Below are 23,525 nucleotides of genomic sequence, written 5' to 3'. Positions count from 1 at the left end.
TATCAGTTACAAAGGTAACACGGAATAGGCTAAATAGTTAATAAGTTTAGATAGTACATTTAAGAAGACAGTTGAAAAGTTGACAGGTTAACCTGTTGACAAGTAAGGCGAGATCCTGAGTTTCGCGCTGATAAACAGGCTGGTATGAATAAATATCAAAAAAATAGGGTTGACGAGTTTAAAACTCGTCAACCCTATCAACTTGTTAACTTATAAACTAGAAGAACTTAATTCTATTATCTTTTATGTCTGCAGATTTTTTCATAATTTCCATAACCCGGTAGCCAAACATAGAACCCATTTGTTGTTGAATGGCCTGTTGTTGTGCTTTCACATCAAAGTTTGGATTAGGTACCGCACTGATGTTATTAACCTTGATAACAAAAACGCCAATTTCACCTTTGATTGGACCAGAAATTTTTGACTGGTAGTCTTTGTTGAAAGAAGCGCCCAGTACTTTCAATTCGTTACCCACATTTGGAATAAAGGTGCTGCCGAAAGAAATACTGTCATTGTTAAATACCTGTTGACCGGTAGCCTGTGCTACTGCTTCGAGTGTTGAAGCACTGCCGATTTTCTTTACAATGTTGTCGGCCTTTTTCTCATTGCGAACTTTGTATTCAACCAATGGACGGGCTTTTTCAACAGACATGGTTCCTTTTTCAGAAACGCCGGCAACTGCAGGTACTACAAATTTATCACCTACCTGGTAAGCGTGCTCAGCAACAGATCCTCTTTTAGCATCATTGAAAGCCCAGCGAATAATTTCGCGTGACTCACCCAGACCCATGATCATGAAATCAGATTCTTTCACATCGGCCTGTAATTTATTCAGTTTTTCTTTGGTAGCATTTTCATCAAACTGCTTGGTGTCGCGGCTGGCAGCAGCAAACTGCGATGCCCTGCCACTGGCGGTGTTGATTGTTTCATCAGTTGGAACAATGGCGTGTGAGATATAAGCAATTTTGAAAGCTGTTTCCACTTTCTTCTGGCTCAGTACTTCTATATAATGGTAACCGCTGTAAGACTGGTTCTCAACTTTTACTACTTTCTTTTCGCCGGGGGTACCATAGAAGATCACCTCAGCAAATTCCTTGCTCAGGTTAGAGAACTGCAGTGAATTAAATTCGTATTCGCCGGGGTTAAGATCACCACGTTTTTCCTTGCTGCCACCATCGTCGCTATATTTAGCCACCATGCTGTCGAAGCTGGCGCCACCTGCAATTGCGGCCTGGATACTATCGATCAATTTTTTAGCAGCACTATCGGTTCTTGCCTGACCCTGCTGATCACCTATTTTAATTAAGATGTGACGGCATTTTACGCTATCGGGCATTTGGCGACGGCCAATCATTTTAGCCATGGTAAAATTCGGACCATCCTGGTAAGGCCCGATGATCTGGCCATCGGCCAGTTTACGCAAAGTATCGGCATTGCCCATTTGCATATGGCTGCTCAGTACATAGCCATCAAAATAGGGCGTTTCGCTGCCGCTGTTAGCCATTACGGTTTGAATTTCAGCAGTAGTGTTGGCAGCGGCCAAAGCATCTTTTTGTTTGGCTATGTCATCTTTTATTTTTGCGCTATCCGCAGAGGTTGGAGATGCATCAAAAGAAACATAAATCAGGGTACGTCCATTTTCCTGTTGATATGCGTCTTTATGTTTATTTATATAATCCTGCACATCTTCGTTTGATACGGTGATGCTGGAATCAGGAATAGAAGAATATGGAACGTTCACATATGAAATCGCAGCACGTTGGCTGTTCTCGGCATTGGTTTTCTCCAGCAACCATTTTGGAACGTACATACTTTTTCCAACCAGCGCAGTGAATTTTTCACGCTGACGGCTTTTTTCCAGGGCGGGTACAAACTCACCCCAGAAGCTGTTGTATTGAGGTGTACCTTTTTTCAGTGAACGAATGGCCTGGTAAGCAGCCGCTGCATTGAATCTACCGGTTGAATCGGTAAACTGTTGTTTTAACATTTGGGGTGGGTTATCACCATATAGTATATCACCCACTTCTTTGTCAGATATAGTGATGCCGAGCTTGGCATATTCATCTGTCATTAACGCGTCCTCTACGTACTCGTTCCACAGACTCTCACGGATCTGACTACGCAATTGATCATTCACGGGGTAATTCTGATTGCGGTAGTTATCTTCGGCCATTTTGTAACGTGCCTCAAAATCGCGCAGATCGATACTGGTACCATTGACTTTACCCAGCGTAGTTGAATTACCGCTGAACAAACCACGGCCACCTCCCTGAAGGGCATCCTGTACAATAAAGGCGATAAGGGCCAATGCAATCGCACCAATGATAATCCACGCTGCTTTGTCGCGGATAGATTGAATAACTGACATAAAAGTGTATACCTCTTTTTATAGAGGATGGCAAAAATAGGTGAAAAATGTTTATGAACAAACTGTGGAAAACCGCTCAAAACCAGCATCAAATAAAGGTTTTACCAATCTCCACGGCTGTGAATAACGCCAAATTTTATAATATATGCGAAGGTTGTGGAACAGTGTCGTGAAAACAATTCTAACATTAAAACTGGATAACCTCTAAAATATGTTGGTAACCCGGGTTTTCGCTCGTCAGAAACGGTGGATAGTTGGGCAATAAGTTTCGATCCATACTTTCACCTACCGGGCGGTGTATAAAACCCCTAAGTTATTAGACCTCCATTAACAGACTTTTTGGGTGTTATTATCGTTAATTTTCTTCAGGCCCTTTTTAATCCACCAGGGTGGAAAACTGCCTAAAACCTACGCCAGTCCTTATTTGTTAGATGTGGAGAGAAAGTGGAAAACCGTGGATAACCAGGTTGTTGTAACTTTACCAAATTTCCTGAAAAGCTTTTTATCCACTAATTCACAGCCGTAATAGTAATAGGTTATTTATAAAAAAAAGAAATTAATATAAATACTATGGAAGATATCCACGTAGCTAACGCAAAAAAAAATGTGCCGAAGAAAGGATTCCTCGATATCGAGATTGACCCCACAATCGATTTGTTTTCGGAAATCGAACGGTTGAAAAAAGAAAAAAATATGGTGCTGCTCGCGCACTACTACCAGGAGCCAGATATTCAGGATGTGGCTGACTACATTGGGGATAGTTTGGGTTTGGCGCAGCAGGCGGAAAAAACCAGCGCGGATATCATCGTTTTTGCCGGCGTTCACTTCATGGCCGAAACAGCGAAAATTTTAAATCCAGCCAAGAAGGTACTGCTGCCCGATCTGAATGCAGGTTGTTCGCTGGCCGACAGCGCGCCGGCCGAACCATTCAGAAAGTTCAAAGAACAGCATCCCGATCATATCGTGATTTCGTATGTGAATTGCTCGGCCGAGATCAAAGCGCTGAGCGACATCATCGTTACTTCGAGCAATGCCGAGAAAATTGTGGAAAGTGTGCCGAAAGACCAGCCAATCATTTTCGCCCCCGACAAAAACCTAGGCGCCTACCTGGTGAAGAAAACCGGCCGGGATATGGTTTTGTGGAATGGCGCCTGCATGGTGCATGAAATTTTCAGCCTGGAAAAGATCACTAAGCTGAAGACCCGCCACCCCAATGCAAAATTCATCGCCCACCCCGAGTGTGAAGAGGCGGTGCTGCGAATAGCCGACTATATCGGTTCCACAACTGGTTTGCTGAAATACAGTCAGCAGAGTGACGCCACCGAATTCATTGTTGCCACCGAAACCGGCATTTTGCACCAGATGCAAAAAGCTTCTCCAAATAAAACTTTCATTCCCGCACCACCCAATAACAGCTGCGCCTGCAACGATTGTCCACACATGAAGTTGAATACCCTGGAAAAGCTGTACCTGTGCATGGAGTACGAAACACCGGAAATCAACATGGACGAGGAATTACGCAAGGCAGCTCAGCAACCAATTGATAGAATGCTGGAAATCAGCGCTAAATATGGTTTATAAGTGGAATAACCTGTGGAAAACCTGGTAATAAGCCCCTATTTCGACACAATGGGTGTTAAGGGAGGCGATTTGAGACATTATCGTTTTGTGAAATAAGCTTTAACTCTATATTTGCTCCATGGCAGAAGATTTGAGCATTGTGCAGGGCACAAAGGAAGAAAAATATAAATCTGTAATTCCTCAAATAAAAGCATTGATTGAAGGCGAGCCCGATCTCGTCGCAAACCTGGCTAACATTGTTGCGGCGTTGATGGAACAGTTCGGCTGGTTGTGGATTGGGTTCTACCTGGTGAAAGAAAATCAATTGGTACTTGCGCCATTTCAGGGACCGGTGGCGTGTACCCGAATCAAAAAAGGCAGAGGCGTTTGTGGCACCAGCTGGGAAAAGGCTCAAACCATTGTGGTGCCTGATGTAGAAAAATTTCCCGGACATATTGCCTGCAGCAGTAAGTCCAGATCGGAAATTGTTGTTCCGGTAATTCGCAACAACAAGGTGATGGGTGTGCTGGATGTTGACAGTGAACAACTCGCTGCATTTGATGAAACAGATAAAAAATTCCTCGAAGAAATTGTGGACCTCATCATTTTTGAATAGCTAATATTTGCTTTCCATATGAAAAGAAGAAACTTTATCCAGAACGCTGCCATCACATCTTCTGCATTGCTTGCAGGAAAATTATCTTATGCAGGTGAAGCCAGGGCTGGTAAAAAGGAATTGTATGAAATCCGGGAATACGAAATTCATTTTGGCGGAAATCAGAATGCGTTGCATGCTTATCTCGAGAAAGCATTGATTCCTGCCTTCAATAAATTCGGTGTTAAGAACGTAGGTGTTTTCAAAGAAATTGGAAAGACTGAACCTGCCAAAGTTTATGTGCTGATCGTTTATCCTTCATTGGAAGAGTATGGCGATATCAATATGAAAGTAAAGTCAGACAAAGACTTTATTCAGAACAGTGCCGAGTGGGATAAAGTGCCGGCTGAAAAACCGGTTTTCAACAGGTATAATTCTTCGCTGTTGATTGCTTTTGAAAATCAGCCAGCAATAAAAATTCCTGCTAAGGAAACCCGCATTTTTGAAATGCGTACTTACGAAGGATACAATGAAGATGCGGTACGCAGAAAAGTGAAAATGTTCAATACTGAAGAGTTCACCATTTTTGATAGAACAAAATTGAACCGGGTATTTTTTGGTGATGCCATTGCCGGACCAAATCTTCCATGCCTAACGTATATGATCACGTTTAAAAATATGGAGGAACGTGATAAAAACTGGGCGGCGTTTGGCGCCGATGCAGATTGGAAAAAGATATCTAACGATCCAATCTACGCCAACACGGTTTCAAATATTCACCGCGTATTTTTAGAACCGGTTCCCTATTCACAGATATAGATTCTGAGTGAAGTAGAACCGGTGGTTTGATAATAGGTATAATCGAATTTAAAATATTTACTATGTAAATAAAAAGGGTCTGTTAATTCAGAAGCCCTTTTTATATTATAAGTATTTATACTTCGATATTCAACATTCAATTTTTCTACCGTCCCATATACACCATCAGTATTTGCACATCGCTTGGATTCACTCCACTGATGCGGCTTGCCTGGCCCAGTGTACGCGGTTTTATTTTTTTAAATTTCTGTAATGCTTCATTCGATAAAGAAGTGATCTTATTGTAATCGAAGTTTTCCGGAATCAGCAGATCTTCGAGCTGGTTCATTCTTTTTACCAGTTCTTTTTCTTTTTCGATGTATACATTGTATTTGATCTGGATGTCGGCTTGTTCAATAATTTCCTTAGTGAAGCCGGTAAGCGCTTCTTTAATTTTTGGCAAGCCGGCCATCATACCTTCCAGCGAAACATTCGGGCGCAACAATATCTGGGTAGCTTTTTGTTTCTGCGGTAATGGAGCTGAATTATTTTCAGCCAGGAATCCATCGGCTTCACTGGGATCAAGAGAGATCTCTTTAAGAATATCTTTTATTTTTTCAACGCCTTCTCTTTTGTTGGCCACTTTGTCCATTCTTTCCTGGGAAGCCAAACCCAATTGATAACTCAATCCGGTAAGACGAAGATCAGCATTATCCTGGCGAAGGATGGTTCTGAATTCGGCGCGGCTGGTGAACATGCGATATGGTTCTTCAGTTCCTTTGCTGATAAGATCATCGATCAACACGCCGATATAAGCATCACTTCTTTTTAAAATAACCGGGTCTAATTCTTTTGCTTTTTGGTGAGCGTTAATGCCGGCCATCAGTCCCTGACAAGCGGCTTCTTCGTAACCGGTAGTTCCGTTTATTTGTCCGGCAAAGAATAAATTACTGATCAGTTTTGTTTCCAGTGAATGGTTCAACTGAGTTGGTGGAAAGTAGTCGTATTCGATGGCATAACCAGGACGGAAGATGCGTACATTTTCAAAACCAGGAACCTGGCGAAGCGCTGCATACTGCACTTCTTCAGGCAGCGAAGTAGAGAAACCATTTACATAGATCTCGACGGTGTTCCAACCTTCGGGTTCTACAAAAAGCTGATGTCTTTCCCTTTCAGCAAAACGATTGATCTTGTCTTCTATACTTGGGCAATACCTTGGACCAACACCCTCAATTCTTCCGGCGTACATAGGACTCCTGTCGAACCCAGTTTTTAAAATGTCATGTACTTTCTGGCTTGTATAGGTGATCCAGCAACTTCGTTGTTCAATTGGTTTTTTAGTTTCAGTGTAAGAAAAGCCAACCATTTTTTCGTCGCCTTTCTGTTCTTCCATTTTACTATAATCCAAACTGCGGCCATCGATACGTGGAGGCGTACCGGTTTTCAGTCGGTCACTTTCAAAACCATATTCTACCAATTGCTCGGTAATACCGGTAGCAGCTTTTTCTGCTACGCGACCACCGCCAAATTGTTTTTCGCCAATATGAATGATACCATTCAAAAATGTACCGCTGGTTATAACAACTGACTTCGATGGAATTTCATGGCCAAGACCAGTTACCACACCGCAAGCCCGGCCATCTTTTATGATGAGGGAGCGAACCATGTCCTGATAGAAATCTACATTAGGAGTTTTCTCCAGCATTTCGCGCCAGGTGGCGGCAAATAACATGCGGTCATTTTGTGCGCGCGGGCTCCACATGGCCGGACCTTTTGAAAGGTTCAACATGCGAAACTGGATCATACTTAGATCGGTAACGATACCAGAGTATCCACCCATAGCATCGATTTCTCTAACAATTTGACCTTTGGCAATACCACCCATAGCTGGGTTGCAACTCATTTGGGCAATGGTTTGCATGTTCATGGTTACTAACAGCACCTTTGAACCAAGGTTGGCGGCGGCAGCGGCTGCTTCACAACCGGCATGGCCTGCCCCTACTACAATTACGTCGTATTCTGGAAACATAATGCAAAATTACAACTGGGGACTGGGATTGTTTAGATTGATAATTATGAATAATTGAAAATGCTTAGGTCTGAACCGGGAAGGGTGGGATTCATGGGATTTTTGGGATATGATATCTGTTATACACTTGGGTAACGAATAGTTTAATTTCTTCAAAGGATAGGAGGATGTATTAGTATGGAGTGAGAACTTAAGGTAAAGTGAATGGCCGGATTTGGTGGGGAACTCCAAGGGACTGTTCATTAGACTAATTGCCTTGAGGGTCAGTAAAGGTTGTGCTTGTTTTTGTCTTTCACGGAATCAAATGAAACAGAAATTCAGGGTAATTGAGTGTTTCCTTTTGCGCAGTAAGATTAACCCTATCTGTTTTGGTTATCTTCTTTTGACCCCTCCCTGGTATACGCTGGATATAAAGACGATTTAAAGGGTTATTAACTTGACCTTTATGGTGAATGATTAGGCATTCAAGGAGGGAGTGTCTAGTCTTTATCAGAAGGATTTACTTTAAAGGGAACTATATAGAATAGTAGATTCAGTTTAACTGCTTTGTTTTATTCTCTGCAAATGGTGGTAGACCTCTTTGATTGCTCAATTGGTAAAGCCTTCTACCCTGCCTTACTATCTGGTAATTACGTTTCGTTTTGCACTGCTTTTACCGAGGTCTTATTCTGAATAGCATCTGGCATTTGGTAATGGTTATCTTTTAGTGGGGAGTTAAAGTTTGTGTTTTCTTCAGGCCCAAGGTTTGGGACTGTATTAATACCTTTTTTATAATGGAAGATTCCTGCCTGAGTTATTTCCGATTTGTTTTACCGTTTTCCCTTTCTGGAGATGTTTCCAAGATTTCATCACAAGCCCCTTTTGGTTGTTACCGGCGTCCTGTAAATATCAGAGAGCGATTCCCTATAAAAACTTAGATCTTTTATTCGTTTGACTACCCTTTATTAACTCTGTCAGCCTTATCAACTTCCAATATGGAATTAAAATCTATCTTCTTTCAGAGTAAGGAACACTCCCACCACAGACGTGTTCCACGTGGAACCACCCCACTTTCCTTTCATCAGGAAGTTGTCTAACTCCGTTATACCCTCCTTGTGTAATTGCATGATTGCATCCTCTGGTTAAATCCCTTATACTTGTACCCGGTAACCTTATTTTTTGACTAATATACTTTTAAAGTGTCCTGGATTCCTTCCCGATTTTTACCTGGAAACAATGAATCAAGATTGTTAAATGATATTAATATACCTGGGGTTGAAGTAATCTACTTTAAGTCCTTCCAGTTTAGAACAAAAGCCTGGCGGGTACAAGGGTATAATCCTTCCCGGCCTCCTGCAATGAAATCCAAAGAATACAGGTTGAACATAAATGGATTCAAAGCCTGGAAGATTGGCTTTAAGAATAGATATCAAACCCCTGTTACCATCACCTTGCATTATACAGTCAAAGGAAAGATCTTGAGTAGTAGCTATAAAGAGACGTATAGTAATCTTTTATCCAACATGGAAGCTGAGATGGTGGTGATCTCAGGGTTAAAAACGGGTACGGCGAGATTAGATAGGATTGAGGTGTATAGTGGTTCTGCACTTCTGACCCGTGTAGAGGTAAATAAACTTATGCCGTATTGGAAGGGAAATTCCTGGCTTAGTTTTGTCACTTCTTCTACGTTGGGTTTATGCTTCTGGTTCTGGCATACCCAAGAGAGGAATTTTGTACATAACATCACTACCCACTGGATTACCTGGATTGCTATTATTTTATCATTATTAGATGTATATAATATTACCCCGGTTATTATAATGCTCCTACTTGTTTTGGCTGCTCCTTTTGTTTTCCATGACCCTGTTCAATTGACTACTCTTCTGGTTTTGGAATGTTCTTATGTATGGGCGGTTTGGCGTAAACGTGCCTCTATTAAGGACTTGCTTATAGGGGCTTTCATTCCTTAGACTTTAGGGTTAAGTATTCTGCTGATGGAGGTACATCAATTAAGGTGTCAGGCTCAGTTCTTTAGATCACCTATGTAATTTCGCTTTTACTGCTCCTTTATGGGTATTACTTATTCCTTACCATGCTTTTTTCTGTTGGTTGCTGACTTGTTAAGTTCCAGCGCGATAGTTAAGTAAGAAGTGCCGAGCATTTCTCGTTTGCGTCCAGCCTAGAATCCGTATATATCTGGCTTCTATAAATGGGGATATGGGTAGAATATGTAGAAGGACCTTGTAGGTAAGGGAAGGAACATAACAGGTACTAACTTGAACTTACCTTACATAAGGTACTTGGCGGGGCTATCAAAGAATTGGTTAAATGGTATTCTTACAGGCTTATGTAAAGTGGATTGCCCGGTATACTTAGGGTTTATAAGATGGTCTTGTTGCTTGACCAGAATATTGGCTGGAAGAAGCTATAACTCTGATTTAGTATTCTGGTACACCTTTTATTAGACCGGAGATTTATGTCAGGATCTTGGTTGTTTTTGGGGTAGGGATTTCTACCCTTACCTAGGAGTGTTTGGTCTTTACCCTTCAATGTAAGTTCTGTATTTTGGTGTTAAAGTATATAAGGTTCCATTTGGTGGGCAGCCAGGTAACCAGATAGTGCAGTAAAAATGCTGTATAGGATACTACTTTGTGACTTTGATTGGTAAATCGTTGAATTTAGTTCGAAAGTACTTAACTCTGGAACGGATATCGGCAATAGGGGAACCAATGTTTGCAATATGTGTCACAAAGTTGTTTACATGTTAGTCGAAGTTGTAAACAATGCTCCTGATTTATCACTTTAGGTCTAATGTTTACTCTAAATGACTCATAGTTAGTGCTAAATGCCGAATTGTTAGTTAGATGCTGACTAAAGTTTGCAATATTTTGATTTCTGAGCAATTCCTACCAGGGATGTTCTCAGGGTATGAATCATACTTTGAATGTTCCGCAACTATTCTTAGGATAAGCCGGCTGTTCTTTGAAACCTTCAGGTTTCAATAATGGAAAGGACCTTCTGGGCAGATGTACTGATGATTGTAATATATAGTATGGAGTTCAGTTTACCCTTTATTGACTCTAAGAGAGTGACTGATTTTTTATCCGCGCAAGGACCATGAAGGTTACATTTCAAGTTAATAAAAAGACCGCGATTAGTTCGCAGGTCTTTATAATATGCAAATGCTTATTATTTATTTCACGAGATGCACATAGTTCCACGTGGAACATGCTATTTGACTTTTGACATGTAATACTTCAGGTATTTATCTTCAGCGTTCCGCATTAGTTGTTCTTCCTTGCCCGACTTGTCCTTATACCCGCACAAGTGCAGGGCGCCATGAAAGATCACCCGTAACAGTTCATGCTTAAAAGATACTTCATAATTCTGGGCATTATCCCGAACCCGGTCTACACTAATGTAGATTTCCCCGGTGGTGGCATTGGGCGTTTCGGAAAGATCGAAGGTGATAATGTCCGTGTAATAATTATGGTTCAGGTGTTCCTTATTGATCTGTAAAAGATATTCATCTGAACAGAATATGTACCGGAGTTGTTCCAATTTAGTCTTCTCCTTTTTGAACAGATCCCGAATTACTTCTTTTACCAGTGTTCGCTGGGTAAAGGATATGGGTTCTAAAAAATGAAAATGAATGGGGGGAGTTGAATTATTTGTTGGCATTTTTCGTGATTCGTAACTGTCATTAATTAATACAAAGCTACATTTGTTGTCTTATTGAATTATGAAACGATTATCAGAAATTGGAGCAGGAACCGTTGCCCGGATACTTTCTTTTGAAAACAACGACCTGTTTCTGAAATTAATGGAAATGGGTTGTGTACCGGGAGAGTTGGTTAAGGTAGAACAGATTGCCCCCCTGGGTGATCCCATCTCAATTATTGTAGCTGGTTACAACCTCAGCCTACGATTAAATGAAGCCGATAACATATTTGTTGAAGAACTGGGAATCGCTTAAGGCGGTTCCTTTTTCTTTTAGGTTTGTAATATTCCTGGAGATAAGTACTGGCTGAAAACGGTTCGTGAATAATTTACAGCATACTGTTTTCAGTTAAAAATGTACGCCTACAAATTATTAGCACCTGGTTTATATTTATAAACAATACGCTACGAATTATTTTCATACCGGTAATAATTAGAAATGGTACTTCATAAATTATTGGCATATCGTTTCTAATTTAAAAATATACGCTACAAATTATTCCTGTATCATTTTAAATTAGAAATTCAGGTATACCAACTGTCCAACTTCTGTTTATACGCAAAACATTTCACCCCTGACCATTCACCATTCACGCCAATGAATCTGTTTCTTTGCATTAATTTCGGAACTTTTTAAACGCGGATATCACCAATAATGAAAGTCGGATTATACTTCGGGTCGTTCAATCCTATTCACCATGGTCATTTGATCATCGCCAATTTCATGTTGCAGAATTCTGATCTTGATCAAATATGGTTGGTGGTGTCGCCGCAAAATCCATTCAAGCAATCGGCCAGTTTGTTGAATTCCTACAATCGCCTGAACCTGGTTCAAATGGCCATTGAAGGCGAACCGAAATTAAAAGCCAGCGATATTGAGTTTCGTTTGCCCCAGCCATCGTACACCGTAAATACGCTGGCCTATTTACAGGAAAAATATCCAACGCATGAATTTGCCATCATTATGGGCAGCGACAGTTTTGAGAACCTGGCCAAATGGAAAAACTATGAATTCATTCTGCAACACTGTCCTGTTTATGTATACCGGCGACCTGGTCACGACATAATCAATAATTTCAAAACCGGTACTATCAAAATTCTCGATGCGCCGTTGCTGCAGATCTCTGCCACCCATATTCGCAATAATATAAAACAGGGGAAATCTATTCGCTACCTGGTGCCCGATAAAGTACTGGAAGAAATTGAAAGAAACAGGTACTATCTATAACGAGCAAACGAAGTGTTATACTACAGCACTGCAGGCTATTAGAAATTGATTAGAATCAGCGGACAATTCATCAATTCTCCAAATCTTTGCAAGGCATAATCCGGTTACCCCAGTTCGCATATGAGGAAATAATTGAATGTAATCATATTATGAAAAAATATCTTATAACCTTCTTCCTGCTTTTGATTATTGGTGTTGCTTCGGCGCAAAACATCGATCACCGGTTGCAGCAAAAAATTGAGGAAACGGTAAAAGGCTTGAATGGCGATATTGGGGTGTATGTAAAAAATCTGCGGACGGGTAAAGTGGCCGCGTTCAATTCCGACACAATTTTCCCAACTGCCAGTATGGTGAAGGTAACTATATTAATAGGTATAGAAGATAAGATTGAAAAAGGTGAACTGGAATACCATCAGCAACTCGAATACCGCGACTCGTTGTATTATGCCGGGGAAGATATTCTGGGTTCATTCAAAAATGGTGAGAAGATTGGATTGCATAAAGTGATGATGTTGAGCTTAACTACCAGCGACAATACCGCCAGTTTGTGGTTGCAGAGTTTGGCCGGCAACGGAACGCGCATCAACCAAATTCTGGATTCGTTGGGTTTGGTAAATATGCGGGTGAATTCAAGAACGCCGGGTCGCGAGGCAAACCGCAATCAATATGGCTGGGCGCAAACAACACCCCGGGAAATGGGAACGCTGATGGAAAAAATTTACAACGGTGAAGTAATCAGTAAAAAGGCCAGTGAAAAAATGATCCGGTTACTGGGAAGAAATTACAACGACGAGCAAGCGATTGCAGAAATTCCGCCGTACATATTTGTGGCCTCAAAAAATGGTTGTGTAAATGCATCGCGAAGTGAAATATTATTGGTGATGGCGCCGCATGGTCCGTATATATTTTCTGTGGAAACTAAAAATCTGAAAGACCAGAGTTGGGACAACTCAAATGAAGCCTGGGAACTGACCCGAAAACTCTCTACTCTGTGCTGGAATTATTTTGAACCCCGATCGCGCTGGAAACCATCATTATAAGACGTCGAAGTGTTGCACATTGCCTAAATTGTGATTTTTTGGAATGATGAATAATTGCGAATGATCCTCCTGCGCCATATACCTTTTTTAAAAGCCGTTTTTTTGCATAGTGTTTCTGCCTTTGGCGGGCCGCAGGGTCATTTTGGGATGGTGATGAAAACTTTTGTTCACCGCCGGCATGATGTGACCGAACAGGAATTGCTTGAATACAATTCTTTTTGCCAGTTGCTGCCTGGCGCCTCCTCTACCCAGGTGTTAACATTGATCGGGTATAAACGCGGCGGAATTCCACTGGCCATTCTTACCCTGGCCATCTGGATCGCCCCTGCCTGTATTTTGATGGGCGCTTTTTCTTTCCTGCTCGAATTTTTCGACAGTAAAGCAATGAGTGAAGGCATTTTCAAATTCATTCAGCCAATGGCCGTGGGATTTCTGGCCTTTGCCGCCATGCGATCTTTCAAATTGGCAATCCATAATAATATTACCAGGGTCATCATGGTGGTGAGTTCCATCACAACTTACCTGTTGTTTAAGTCGCCGTGGATCTTCCCCATCCTGTTGGTATTGGGTGGGTTTATAACTAATCTCAGCGACAAACGCATTCCCGAAAAAGCTCAACCCGTTAAACAAATAAAATGGGCCAACATCTGGCTGTTTGCCATCATCTTTTTGCTGGCAGGGGTTGTCAGTGAAATGGCCCGTAAAAACGACTGGCCCAATCGCCGCCCATTGAACCTGTTTGAAAATAATTATCGCTTCGGAAGTTTGGTGTTTGGCGGCGGACAGGTACTGATACCCATGATGTATGAGCAATATGTTGAACGTCCCAAGTCGCCGGTGGTAATAAGAAAGAACCTCAATAAAAAAGGAAACGTAATCAGCATAGAGCGAAACGATTTTTATACCGGCGCCGGGATTGTTCGCGCCATGCCGGGGCCCGTATTTTCCATCGCTTCTTTTATGGGTGGTATGGCAATGAAAGACAAAGGCACCACCTGGCAAATACTGGGTTGTTTAATTGGGTCCATTGCTATTTTTTTACCGAGTGCATTATTAGTGCTTTTCTTTTTTCCCATCTGGCACAACCTGCAACGTTATGTAATTGTATACCGTGCATTGGAAGGCATCAATGCGGTGGTGGTGGGTATAATGATGGCGGGTACTATTTATATGATGCGCGATGTTTCGGTGATCGGTTTCCATACCGTTAGTATAGTAAACCTTTTTGTTATTGCCGGAACCTGGGCCATGCTTTCATTTACAAAACTCCCCTCGCCTGTTATTGTGATTATTTGCCTGCTGCTCGGTTGGGTATTTCATTTATATCAAGGCTAAACGCTCAACGCTTAAGGGATAAACGCAAATACACCTTTTCTTCGCCTTCCTGTCATATATGATTTTTATATTTTCAGCGTCAATTATAAAATTGGGGATGCGGCCTATTTTTAGTAAATTACAGTAGACCCATGTTGCAGCTATTTGAATGTTATGAAGCGTCTTCTACTATATTGCTTCCTGCTTGTATTTATTGCCAGGCCGCTGTATGCACAAAAAGTGCTCTCTATAAAATTAGATGCAACAATAAATCCGGCCACCGCAGATTTTATTCATCGCGCCATTGAAGTTGCACAAAATGAAAAGGCAACCTGTTTACTCATTCATCTTAATACACCAGGTGGTTTATTGCAAAGCACCCGCATTATTGTAAGTGACATGCTGGAATCGCCGGTGCCTGTTGTGGTATATGTTTCACCCGGTGGTGCGCATGCTGGTTCAGCCGGTGTATTCATTACGATGGCAGCACACATTGCCGCCATGGCGCCCGGTACCAATATTGGTGCGGCTCACCCGGTAACCACACAAGGCGAAATGGACACCATCATGAGTGCAAAAGCTACGAATGATGCCATGGCGTTTATCAGGTCCATTGCCAAAAAGCGGGATCGAAATGTAACCTGGGCTGTGCAGGCAGTTAGCAACAGTGTGTCGCTAACAGAAACCGAAGCGTTGGAGAATAATGTCATCAATCTGATAGCAAGCAACGAACAGGAGTTACTCAATAAGATCGATGGAAAAAAAGTAACCGTTAGTTCAGGAACGGTCACCCTGCAAACAGAACATGCAACAGTTCATACCCTCGAAATGGGCTGGGGTGAAAAGATGCTGAATATTTTGAGTGATCCCAATGTAGCATACATTTTATTCTTACTTGGTTTATACGGACTCATCTTTGAATTATACAGTCCCGGCGCTATTTTCCCAGGCATCATTGGCGGCATTTGTATGATCCTTGCTTTGTACACCATGCATACCTTACCTGTGAACTATGCAGGGTTAGCATTGATCGTTTTTGGGATCATCCTGTTTCTGCTCGAGATAAAAATTGTAAGTCATGGTTTGCTGGCCATAGGCGGAGTTGTTTCTTTATTGCTTGGTTCCATGATGCTCATAAGAACCGGTGGAACATCCGCAGTGACAGGGCTTTCATGGGCGGTGATCATAACGGCAGTTGGTGTTTCTGCCCTCTTCTTTCTGTTTGTTGTAGGACTGGGATTGAAGGCGCAACGGATAAAACCTGCAATGGGGTTGGAAGCAATGATCGGGGAAATTGGTCAGTCGTTAAGTGAATTGAATCCCGCCGGCACGGTGCGGATGCATGGAGAAATATGGAAAGCTTTCTCTGCAGAAGGCCTGATTCCCGAAGGTGTGAAAGTGATCGTGACCGGATTTTTGAATCTCACGCTGCAGGTAGAACAGTATAATGAATCATCAGCATAAACTTGTTTTATATGAACGCTATACCAATTTCAGCTTCGGCAATCGTAATTGTGTTGTTCGCAGTGTTTGTACTGAGCAGTGCCATTCGCATCTTACGTGAATATGAGCGTGGAGTTGTTTTCCGGTTAGGCCGGTTGATTTCTGTTCGTGGCCCGGGCCTGATTATCTTAATACCTGTTATTGATAAAATGGTAAAGGTAAGTTTGCGCACAGTAGTGATGGATGTGCCGCCGCAGGACATCATCACTGAAGACAACGTATCTATAAAAGTAAATGCAGTGGTGTATTTCCGCGTGTTGCAACCACAGAAAGCAATTGTAGAAGTAGAGAATTATCTCATTGCCACTTCACAGTTTTCACAAACAACTTTACGAAGTGTATTGGGACAATCAGAACTGGATGACCTGCTTTCGCAACGCGAAAAAATAAATCAGAAACTACAACAGATCATAGATACCCATACGGAACCATGGGGCATCAAGGTTTCAAACGTAGAAGTAAAACAAATTGATCTGCCACAGGAGATGCAGCGCGCTATGGCCAAACAGGCAGAAGCAGAACGGGAACGCCGGTCGAAAGTGATTGCGGCAGAAGGGGAATATCAGGCCTCGCAACGCCTGGCCGATGCGGCCCGTATTCTAAGCGAACAGCCAAGCGCCCTTACATTACGCTATCTGCAAACGCTAAGGGAAATTGCTACAGAGAATAATTCAACCACTATTTTCCCTGTGCCTATAGATCTGGTAAAACCATTTTTGAACCTGGATAAGAACACATGAACTAAATCAAAAATTACGGGCACGTTAGTAGCGATGTCTATCTTGCTTTTTAATTAAGGGGAATAATTATATTTAATATATGACTGGAAAAAAGGGTAAAAAGCTTTCTTAAAAAAAATTAAAGCGAGCCAATGAAATGCTTGCAAAAGTTGATCTGACCGATTTTGTTAATAATCCCCATAAATACATAATCCGCGGATAGGTATTTCCCACTATTTTCCTTTCATAAACAATTGCATATTCTTTTATTAAATGCATCCTATGCCCTAACTTCATAATGGTAATTTGTACCATTAATCAATATTGCTTACCGCCGGTCGCTTGCCAGCGAATTAATATTAAAAGTTAGAAGAAAACCGGACCATGAGTGCAGAACATCAACGACTTGCGGTTAATTCCACAAGGAAAATCCCTTTGGAACAATGGGGACCGTATTTAAGCGAACGCCAATGGGGAACTGTCAGGGAAGATTTTAGTCCAAATAGTGATGCCTGGAATTATCTTACCCACGACCAGGCCCGTTTTCGTGCCTACCGATGGGGCGAAGATGGAATTGCAGGTATTTCCGATTTCTTTCAAAATCTTTGTTTTGCGATCACTGTATGGAATGGAAAGGACTCCATTTTGAAAGAACGCCTGTTTGGCCTTGGCAACTATGAGGGTAATCACGGTGAGGATGTAAAAGAACTGTATTACTACCTCGACAATTTGCCTACTCACTATTACATGGAGTATTTGTATAAATACCCCCAGCAGAAATTTCCTTACGACGACCTGCTGGCTGTAAACCGCCAACGCTCACGTACCGAACCGGAATATGAGCTCCTCGATACCGGTGTGTTTAATAACAATGAATATTTTGATGTTAATGTAACCTACGCCAAACACAATTCGAAGGATATTTGCATCAGGATCAACATTCATAACCACCATACCAAGTCAGCCGAAATAACGCTGTTACCTACCCTGTGGTTTTACAATCGCTGGGAACATGACTCCTCCAGGAAAAAGCCATCCATCTCGTGGCGGGATAAGAATTCGGTAAAAGCAATGCATCACCGGTTAGGAACTTATTATTTATATTTTCAGTCGCCACATAATACGCTCTTTACGGAGAACGAAACTAATTTTGAAAAAGTAAATGGCAAACCGAATTTATCGCCTTTTACCAAAGATGCTTTTCATGGCGCTATTATAAAAGGGGAGAATGTAGAAGCCCTTCGTCAAAAGAAAGCAGGGACTAAGTTTGCCCCTGTATATAAATTACGGGTTCAGGGTGGCCGCTCTGAAACTGTTTATCTTCGTCTCAGCAATAAGGTCATCGACAATCCTTTTCATCCTGGCTTTGCAGACATCTTTTCACAACGAAAAGAAGAAGCAGATGCTTTTTACGCCAAAGTATTGTCGAATACGAAAACCCCGGGACTGGCAAAAATTCAACGCCGGGCGCTGGCCGGGTTATTATGGAGCAAACAGTATTATCACTTCGATATAGAAAAATGGCTCACGAGTGGCGACGGACTCACTCCGCCAAGCGCGGGCCGGTTAACGGGCCGTAACCACGATTGGAAGCACCTCAAGAACCAGGACATCATTTGTATGCCCGATAAATGGGAATATCCCTGGTATGCCGCCTGGGATCTGGCTTTTCAGTGCATTCCCATGGCTATGGTTGACCCGGTTTTTGCCAAGCACCAGCTTACGCTCATTATGCGGGAGTGGTACATGAAACCCGATGGGCAGCTGCCGGCTTACGAATGGAACTTCAGTGATGTAAATCCGCCGGTACAGGCCTGGGCGGCACTGGAAGTGTACCGCATTGAAAAACAACAAACCGGGAAGGGGGATATCACTTTCCTGAAACGCATCTTCCAAAAGCTCATCATCAACTTTACCTGGTGGATAAACCGCAAAGACTCCAATGGCAACAACATGTTCCAGGGCGGCTTCCTGGGATTGGATAACATCGGGGTATTTAACCGCAGTCACCTTGTGCATAACGATATGGAACTGGAGCAAGCGGATGGCACCAGCTGGATGGGGATGTATGCATTGAATATGATGGATATGGCATTGGAAATTGCCATGCACGATGTTTCATTTGAAGACACGGCCACCAAATTCTTTGAACACTTTGTATTAATTGCAGAAGCGTTGAATGAGCAGGGCATGTGGAACCAGGAAGACAAGTTCTTCTACGATACATTATCTATTGCCGGTTCCGAACCCCTGCATTTGCGCATTTTCTCTATAGTAGGGCTTACCTCGCTTTTTGCAGTATCAACTATTGAAAAGCGGGTGCTGGATAAACTAGGTGATTTCAATAAACGCATTACCTGGTTTGAAGAATACCGGAAGAAAAATAACAAGTACTGGCCTAATGAAGAAAGGCATGATGGCAAAAGCACGTTGTTATCATTGGTGCCAAAAGAAAGAGTGGTGTTCTTATTACAGCGGTTGTTAGACGAAACACAGTTTCTCGCACCCTGGGGTATACGCGCTTTGTCGAAGTACCACGAAACCCATCCGTTCTCGGTAACCATCCGGGGAGTTGAATATAAAATTCATTATGAACCGGGCGATTCAACCTCTGATATGTTTGGTGGTAACTCCAACTGGCGTGGTCCGTTGTGGATGCCTATCAATTATATCATCATTCAATCCATTCGCCACTTTGGTGAATTTTATGGAGATGAACTGGAAGTAGAATGCCCCATTGGCAGCGGTAATAAGATGAACCTGAAACAGGTGGCAGAAGAATTGACGCGCCGGCTGATTACGTTGTTCCAACCTAACCAGCATGGCAAACGGCCGGCACACGGGGCTTACAGCTGGTTCTATCAACGTTCAGAAAATGCCGATCTCATTTTGTTCTATGAATATTTTCATGGGGAAACTGGTGCCGGTTTAGGCGCCAGTCACCAAACCGGTTGGACAGCGTTGGTAGCTGAGTTGGTACACTCCTTATCATCACCTGCGGAGAAAAAATAGCAGTACAATAAGATACAAGCCCTCCCGATACATCGGGAGGGCTTTTTTATGTGCATTCCCCACCTGGCGCCATGGCATAAACATTGTATAACTGTTATTGTACAGTCACATATTATATACATAAAAGGATAGCTATGAAGAAGTTAGTTCTAATAGTTCCGGCTGTCCTTTTTGTATCCGCAACAGTCTTTGCTCAGAACGATTCTGCAAGTCTAACTCGTGATACATTACCCTTTCAACAGCCGGAAAAAAAAGAAAAACCTGGAGAAGTGTACAAGTTAAACCTGGGCGCCGATATACCAATTACGGCTATAGGTACAGGATGGTCGTTATATGCCTTCTCGAAAATTTATGATAAGGATCCATCAGATCCTGAAACCATTTCAGGATTAAATAAAAGCAATGTAAATGGTTTTGATCGCTGGGGTATACGGCCGTATAATAAAAAGGTTGATCAATTGAGCTATATACCTTTCTATGCTTCTATGCCAATGCCGGTGTTCTTTTTGTTTGATAAAAGAATGCGACAGGATTTCTTCAAGTTATCATTTCTGTACCTGGAAGCGATGTCGGTAACCGGCATCCTGTATACCGGATCGAGCTATCTTACTAACAGGTACCGGCCATATGTATATAGTGAAGAAACGCCAATGGATTATCGTACGCGGGGTGGTGGTAAGAATTCCTTTTATGCCGGGCACGTAGCGTTGGTAGCTACTTCTACTTTTTTCTTTGCACAGGTATGGGCAGACTATCATCCGGACTCCAAAGCCAAATGGGTATTTTATAGTGTAGCAGGCGCTGCTACTGCCTACACAGGCTATATGCGGCATCGGGGTGGACTGCATTTCCCATCAGATATATTGCTGGGAACAGTGCAAGGCACATTGACTGGCTTATTGGTGCCTCGCCTGCACAGAACAAAATGGATCAAAAATCCCAATTTCACCATTTTACCGTTTACCGGTCAATCGCATGGCTTAGCGGTTCTGTACAAATTGTAAGAAAGAATTTTACATAACAGAAAACTCGATAGGAAATTCTACAATCCCCGACACGTATTCCAGCGCGTTGGGGATTAATTCCAACGCCATAAAAACTTCTGCCGGCACTTCAAATGGTGGTTTGATGTTCCAGCGCGCGGCGGGAAGAAATCCGAATTTTGGAAAGTAAAATTCATGACCAAAAACAAACACAGCAGTATACCCAAGCCCTGCAGCTTTTTGTAAACCGCTGGTAATTAATTTAGCCCCAACTCCTTGTTTTTGATAAGCCGGATCAACTACCATTGATGTTAAACCCAAACTTTGATAATGGTAGTCGCCATTTGTGATGGTGATCCCGGAAAATAAAATATATCCGATTAATTTGTCATCTGAATAAGCCACCAGTGATAACTCAGGGATGAAATGTGATCCCTGGCGCACTTGATCAACTAGTCTGGCTTCATTCTCCTGCTCAAACACTGATGTGTTGAGTTCATAAATGTTATCTATGTCGGCCGGTTGCTCAGGCCGTATTGAAATGTTCATTGTACTAGCATTACGTAAGTTAATATACAAATTACGAACCACTCTGTTGGCATGTCTTGAACATACAACTACGACTACTATTAAGATAACGCAAAGCAGCGATAAGTTGTATGTGAATAATCAAGATTTTGTTAATGGTTAGTAAAGCCCTGTATATATACGAGATGCTGCGTGAAAAGGTTTTCCATATAACAAACTACAACAAGCATTTACAATTCCAAAGCAACTATTGACCTGGAATAATCGTATTGTAAGTCTTCGTGCAGATTTAGTAAAGTTTTATTGATCTTCTCCAACTGGCCTTTGTACAAATTGGCAATGATGGGATTTTTCTGAATGGGAATACCTGCATCTTTTATTGAGTGTAGAAAATAGATCAGCAATTCAACGGTTGCCTGGGCGGAACCGGTATACCTTATGTGTTTATTGATGATGCGCAAGATCTTTCGCAACGTTTTCTTTACGTAATACAAATTGTTGTGATTGATCTGTGCAAATTCCTCATCTATTTCTTTTTTAACAGATTGCACAAAACCCTGTTCGTTGTGCGCTTCAAACAACAGGTACGTTAATAACTCCTTGTTTTCCTTTTTATATTTTGCCAGCCGCAGGCAAAGTTCAGTTAATTCTGCGGCAGGCATGTTCAATAATTCCTGTTTCAGTTCATGAACGGTAGCGCTTCTCATAATTGCAAAAATAACTGTAGAGATTGTATTTAAAAGAATGTAGTATGGGAACAATCAGGGTTGTAGTGTTTTTACAAAACCGGTAGAGCGGGGTTCAAACCCCAGGTGTTTATAAAAAGCATGCGCATCGATCCTTTCTTCGCGGTTGCCGCTGGTTAAATAGATCTGGGTTATACCACATTCTATAGCCCAGTCTGTTGCCTTTTGCAGTAATGCCTTGCCCAAACCCATTTTACGGAATGCGTTGTTCACCACCAGCGCTCCTACGCGGATGTACAGGCCGTTTTTCTCGAAATAGATATTTCGCACAAGACCGATCATTCCGGCAACCTCGTTATTACAAACCGCAACCCAGGTAAGGTAATCCGGATTAGATTGTAACAATTCAAACCGTTGTTGCATTTCTGCCACCGTTGTGGGGTATCCCAGTATATTCATCAGGTTGGCCAGGTCGGGTACGTCTTTTGCTGTCGCCAGCCGGATGATGGTTGAATTATCGTTCATGGTAGTTTAAAAATACTCATTAAAAATACAATTACCTTTGCGGTCTAATTCTAATCATGTCAACACTAACCATCACCACCATACAAAGCAATTTGCAGTGGGAAGATAAAACCGCCAACCTGCAGCATTTTGAAGAAAAGATCCGCGGGTTGCAGCAGCGAACCGAAGTGGTAATTCTGCCCGAAATGTTCAGCACCGGTTTTAGCATGAATGTGGAAAAGCTGGCCGAAAAAATGGATGGCGCCACCGTGAGCTGGATGAAGAACCTGTCGGCTGAAAGAAAGATCATTATCACAGGCAGTTTGATAATTGAAGAGGAGGGAAACTATTACAACCGCCTGATATGGATGCTGCCTAACGGCCAATACGGTTATTACGATAAACGGCATCTGTTTGCCTACGCTGATGAAGACCAGCATTACACACCCGGCAATAAAAGATTAATTGCATCTGTAAAGGGCTGGAAGCTGAACCTGCTGGTGTGCTACGATCTGCGTTTTCCGGTATGGGCCAGGCAAAAACTTGCAGCCAGCTCCCTGGCCGACCTGGTAGCTTCGGAAATGGAAGCACGCGATCTGCCTATGCCGCCACCGGAGGAAGTCGGTTCATCCATTACCGATACAACGCCCGAATATGATGTGCTGGTGTATGTGGCCAACTGGCCCGAAAAACGCAACCATGCCTGGAAAACTTTGTTGCAGGCAAGAGCCATAGAAAACCAATGTTATGTAGTTGGCGTAAACCGCGTAGGAACCGATGGAATGGGCCACCACTACAGTGGAGACACAATGATTGTTGATGCCATGGGCGCACCATTGTACACTAAGGCGCAGGACGAAGATGTTTTCACCATCACCCTGCAAAAAGATTCCCTGGAGGAAGTACGGAATAAATTACCATTTTTGAAAGACGCCGATCGTTTTATAATTGCGTGAATC

At 42.3% G+C, this 23,525-nt stretch carries 19 protein-coding genes; 13 read left to right on the top strand and 6 right to left on the bottom strand.

What is annotated here, in order from left to right:
* Positions 1 to 217: 217 nt before the first annotated feature.
* The gene (locus NIAKO_RS31220; RefSeq protein ID WP_014222476.1) at positions 218 to 2,368 is read right to left on the bottom strand and encodes a peptidylprolyl isomerase; all 2,151 of its coding nucleotides are present in this window, start codon (positions 2,366 to 2,368) and stop codon (positions 218 to 220) included.
* A gap of 570 nt (positions 2,369 to 2,938) precedes the next feature.
* Here NIAKO_RS31220 and nadA point away from each other — a divergent pair.
* The 3 genes from nadA (at position 2,939) to NIAKO_RS31200 (ending at position 5,342) form a co-directional block, all read left to right on the top strand.
* Positions 2,939 to 3,949, top strand: coding sequence for a quinolinate synthase NadA (nadA, locus tag NIAKO_RS31210; RefSeq protein ID WP_014222475.1), 1,011 nt, complete (start codon positions 2,939 to 2,941; stop codon positions 3,947 to 3,949).
* Between the two features lie 118 nt (positions 3,950 to 4,067).
* On the top strand, positions 4,068 to 4,544 hold the full coding sequence (locus NIAKO_RS31205; RefSeq protein ID WP_014222474.1) for a GAF domain-containing protein: 477 nt from the start codon (positions 4,068 to 4,070) through the stop codon (positions 4,542 to 4,544).
* 18 nt (positions 4,545 to 4,562) lie between these two features.
* Positions 4,563 to 5,342 (top strand): NIPSNAP family protein, encoded by a 780-nt coding sequence (locus NIAKO_RS31200; protein ID WP_014222473.1) that lies wholly within the window; start codon positions 4,563 to 4,565, stop codon positions 5,340 to 5,342.
* 145 nt (positions 5,343 to 5,487) lie between these two features.
* On the opposite strand, the gene mnmG is transcribed toward NIAKO_RS31200, so the two are convergent.
* On the bottom strand, positions 5,488 to 7,350 hold the full coding sequence (gene mnmG / locus NIAKO_RS31195) for a tRNA uridine-5-carboxymethylaminomethyl(34) synthesis enzyme MnmG (protein ID WP_014222472.1): 1,863 nt from the start codon (positions 7,348 to 7,350) through the stop codon (positions 5,488 to 5,490).
* A gap of 1,178 nt (positions 7,351 to 8,528) precedes the next feature.
* Here mnmG and NIAKO_RS31190 point away from each other — a divergent pair.
* Positions 8,529 to 9,299, top strand: a complete 771-nt coding sequence (locus tag NIAKO_RS31190) for a hypothetical protein (protein WP_014222470.1) — start codon at positions 8,529 to 8,531, stop codon at positions 9,297 to 9,299.
* A 1,261-nt stretch (positions 9,300 to 10,560) separates the two neighbouring features.
* On the opposite strand, the gene ybeY is transcribed toward NIAKO_RS31190, so the two are convergent.
* Complete coding sequence (gene ybeY / locus NIAKO_RS31185) at positions 10,561 to 11,010, bottom strand: rRNA maturation RNase YbeY (RefSeq protein WP_014222469.1); 450 nt, start codon at positions 11,008 to 11,010, stop codon at positions 10,561 to 10,563.
* 61 nt (positions 11,011 to 11,071) lie between these two features.
* On the opposite strand from ybeY, the gene NIAKO_RS31180 reads away from it, so the two are divergent.
* The 8 genes from NIAKO_RS31180 (at position 11,072) to NIAKO_RS31145 (ending at position 20,869) form a co-directional block, all read left to right on the top strand.
* Positions 11,072 to 11,305 carry a FeoA family protein gene (locus tag NIAKO_RS31180; protein ID WP_014222468.1) on the top strand — a complete coding sequence of 78 codons (234 nt, stop codon included), beginning with the start codon at positions 11,072 to 11,074 and terminating at the stop codon, positions 11,303 to 11,305.
* A gap of 399 nt (positions 11,306 to 11,704) precedes the next feature.
* A complete protein-coding gene (gene nadD, locus NIAKO_RS31175) occupies positions 11,705 to 12,277 on the top strand; it encodes a nicotinate (nicotinamide) nucleotide adenylyltransferase (protein ID WP_014222467.1) in 573 nt (190 codons plus the stop codon).
* 149 nt (positions 12,278 to 12,426) lie between these two features.
* Positions 12,427 to 13,317: a serine hydrolase gene (locus NIAKO_RS31170; RefSeq protein WP_014222466.1), complete on the top strand. Its 891-nt coding sequence runs from the start codon at positions 12,427 to 12,429 to the stop codon at positions 13,315 to 13,317.
* A 102-nt stretch (positions 13,318 to 13,419) separates the two neighbouring features.
* The gene (locus tag NIAKO_RS31165; protein ID WP_242675405.1) at positions 13,420 to 14,652 is read left to right on the top strand and encodes a chromate transporter; all 1,233 of its coding nucleotides are present in this window, start codon (positions 13,420 to 13,422) and stop codon (positions 14,650 to 14,652) included.
* 153 nt (positions 14,653 to 14,805) lie between these two features.
* On the top strand, positions 14,806 to 16,095 hold the full coding sequence (locus NIAKO_RS31160) for an NfeD family protein (protein WP_014222464.1): 1,290 nt from the start codon (positions 14,806 to 14,808) through the stop codon (positions 16,093 to 16,095).
* 11 nt (positions 16,096 to 16,106) lie between these two features.
* Positions 16,107 to 16,874 carry a slipin family protein gene (locus tag NIAKO_RS31155; RefSeq protein WP_014222463.1) on the top strand — a complete coding sequence of 256 codons (768 nt, stop codon included), beginning with the start codon at positions 16,107 to 16,109 and terminating at the stop codon, positions 16,872 to 16,874.
* A gap of 363 nt (positions 16,875 to 17,237) precedes the next feature.
* On the top strand, positions 17,238 to 19,865 hold the full coding sequence (locus NIAKO_RS31150) for an MGH1-like glycoside hydrolase domain-containing protein (protein ID WP_014222462.1): 2,628 nt from the start codon (positions 17,238 to 17,240) through the stop codon (positions 19,863 to 19,865).
* A 134-nt stretch (positions 19,866 to 19,999) separates the two neighbouring features.
* Positions 20,000 to 20,869: a phosphatase PAP2 family protein gene (locus NIAKO_RS31145; protein ID WP_014222461.1), complete on the top strand. Its 870-nt coding sequence runs from the start codon at positions 20,000 to 20,002 to the stop codon at positions 20,867 to 20,869.
* A gap of 9 nt (positions 20,870 to 20,878) precedes the next feature.
* Here the strand turns inward: NIAKO_RS31145 and NIAKO_RS31140 are convergent, their stop codons facing one another.
* The 3 genes from NIAKO_RS31140 to NIAKO_RS31130 all read right to left on the bottom strand — a co-directional run bounded on the left by NIAKO_RS31140 (position 20,879) and on the right by NIAKO_RS31130 (position 22,587).
* Complete coding sequence (locus NIAKO_RS31140; RefSeq protein ID WP_014222460.1) at positions 20,879 to 21,397, bottom strand: GNAT family N-acetyltransferase; 519 nt, start codon at positions 21,395 to 21,397, stop codon at positions 20,879 to 20,881.
* Positions 21,398 to 21,606: 209 nt separating this feature from the next.
* Positions 21,607 to 22,083, bottom strand: a complete 477-nt coding sequence (locus tag NIAKO_RS31135) for a hypothetical protein (RefSeq protein ID WP_014222459.1) — start codon at positions 22,081 to 22,083, stop codon at positions 21,607 to 21,609.
* Between the two features lie 54 nt (positions 22,084 to 22,137).
* A complete protein-coding gene (locus NIAKO_RS31130; RefSeq protein ID WP_014222458.1) occupies positions 22,138 to 22,587 on the bottom strand; it encodes a GNAT family N-acetyltransferase in 450 nt (149 codons plus the stop codon).
* Positions 22,588 to 22,643: 56 nt separating this feature from the next.
* Here NIAKO_RS31130 and NIAKO_RS31125 point away from each other — a divergent pair, with 56 nt between their 5' ends.
* Positions 22,644 to 23,522: a nitrilase family protein gene (locus NIAKO_RS31125; RefSeq protein ID WP_014222457.1), complete on the top strand. Its 879-nt coding sequence runs from the start codon at positions 22,644 to 22,646 to the stop codon at positions 23,520 to 23,522.
* Positions 23,523 to 23,525 lie beyond the last annotated feature (3 nt).

The organism is Niastella koreensis GR20-10 (assembly GCF_000246855.1).
Lineage (GTDB): Bacteria > Bacteroidota > Bacteroidia > Chitinophagales > Chitinophagaceae > Niastella > Niastella koreensis.
Note: the sequence above shows the minus strand (reverse complement) of the source record. Positions and strands in the feature narration are given on the sequence as shown.

Coding starts and splice junctions, on each gene's coding strand:
- nadD (WP_014222467.1), top strand. CDS start 11,705: ATGAAAGTCGGATTATACTTCGGGTCGTTCAATCCTATTCACCATGGT.
- mnmG (WP_014222472.1), bottom strand. CDS start 7,350: ATGTTTCCAGAATACGACGTAATTGTAGTAGGGGCAGGCCATGCCGGT.
- ybeY (WP_014222469.1), bottom strand. CDS start 11,010: ATGCCAACAAATAATTCAACTCCCCCCATTCATTTTCATTTTTTAGAA.
- nadA (WP_014222475.1), top strand. CDS start 2,939: ATGGAAGATATCCACGTAGCTAACGCAAAAAAAAATGTGCCGAAGAAA.
- NIAKO_RS31140 (WP_014222460.1), bottom strand. CDS start 21,397: ATGAACATTTCAATACGGCCTGAGCAACCGGCCGACATAGATAACATT.
- NIAKO_RS31220 (WP_014222476.1), bottom strand. CDS start 2,368: ATGTCAGTTATTCAATCTATCCGCGACAAAGCAGCGTGGATTATCATT.
- NIAKO_RS31130 (WP_014222458.1), bottom strand. CDS start 22,587: ATGAACGATAATTCAACCATCATCCGGCTGGCGACAGCAAAAGACGTA.
- NIAKO_RS31160 (WP_014222464.1), top strand. CDS start 14,806: ATGAAGCGTCTTCTACTATATTGCTTCCTGCTTGTATTTATTGCCAGG.
- NIAKO_RS31150 (WP_014222462.1), top strand. CDS start 17,238: ATGAGTGCAGAACATCAACGACTTGCGGTTAATTCCACAAGGAAAATC.
- NIAKO_RS31200 (WP_014222473.1), top strand. CDS start 4,563: ATGAAAAGAAGAAACTTTATCCAGAACGCTGCCATCACATCTTCTGCA.
- NIAKO_RS31205 (WP_014222474.1), top strand. CDS start 4,068: ATGGCAGAAGATTTGAGCATTGTGCAGGGCACAAAGGAAGAAAAATAT.
- NIAKO_RS31155 (WP_014222463.1), top strand. CDS start 16,107: ATGAACGCTATACCAATTTCAGCTTCGGCAATCGTAATTGTGTTGTTC.
- NIAKO_RS31125 (WP_014222457.1), top strand. CDS start 22,644: ATGTCAACACTAACCATCACCACCATACAAAGCAATTTGCAGTGGGAA.
- NIAKO_RS31180 (WP_014222468.1), top strand. CDS start 11,072: ATGAAACGATTATCAGAAATTGGAGCAGGAACCGTTGCCCGGATACTT.
- NIAKO_RS31170 (WP_014222466.1), top strand. CDS start 12,427: ATGAAAAAATATCTTATAACCTTCTTCCTGCTTTTGATTATTGGTGTT.
- NIAKO_RS31135 (WP_014222459.1), bottom strand. CDS start 22,083: ATGAGAAGCGCTACCGTTCATGAACTGAAACAGGAATTATTGAACATG.
- NIAKO_RS31145 (WP_014222461.1), top strand. CDS start 20,000: ATGAAGAAGTTAGTTCTAATAGTTCCGGCTGTCCTTTTTGTATCCGCA.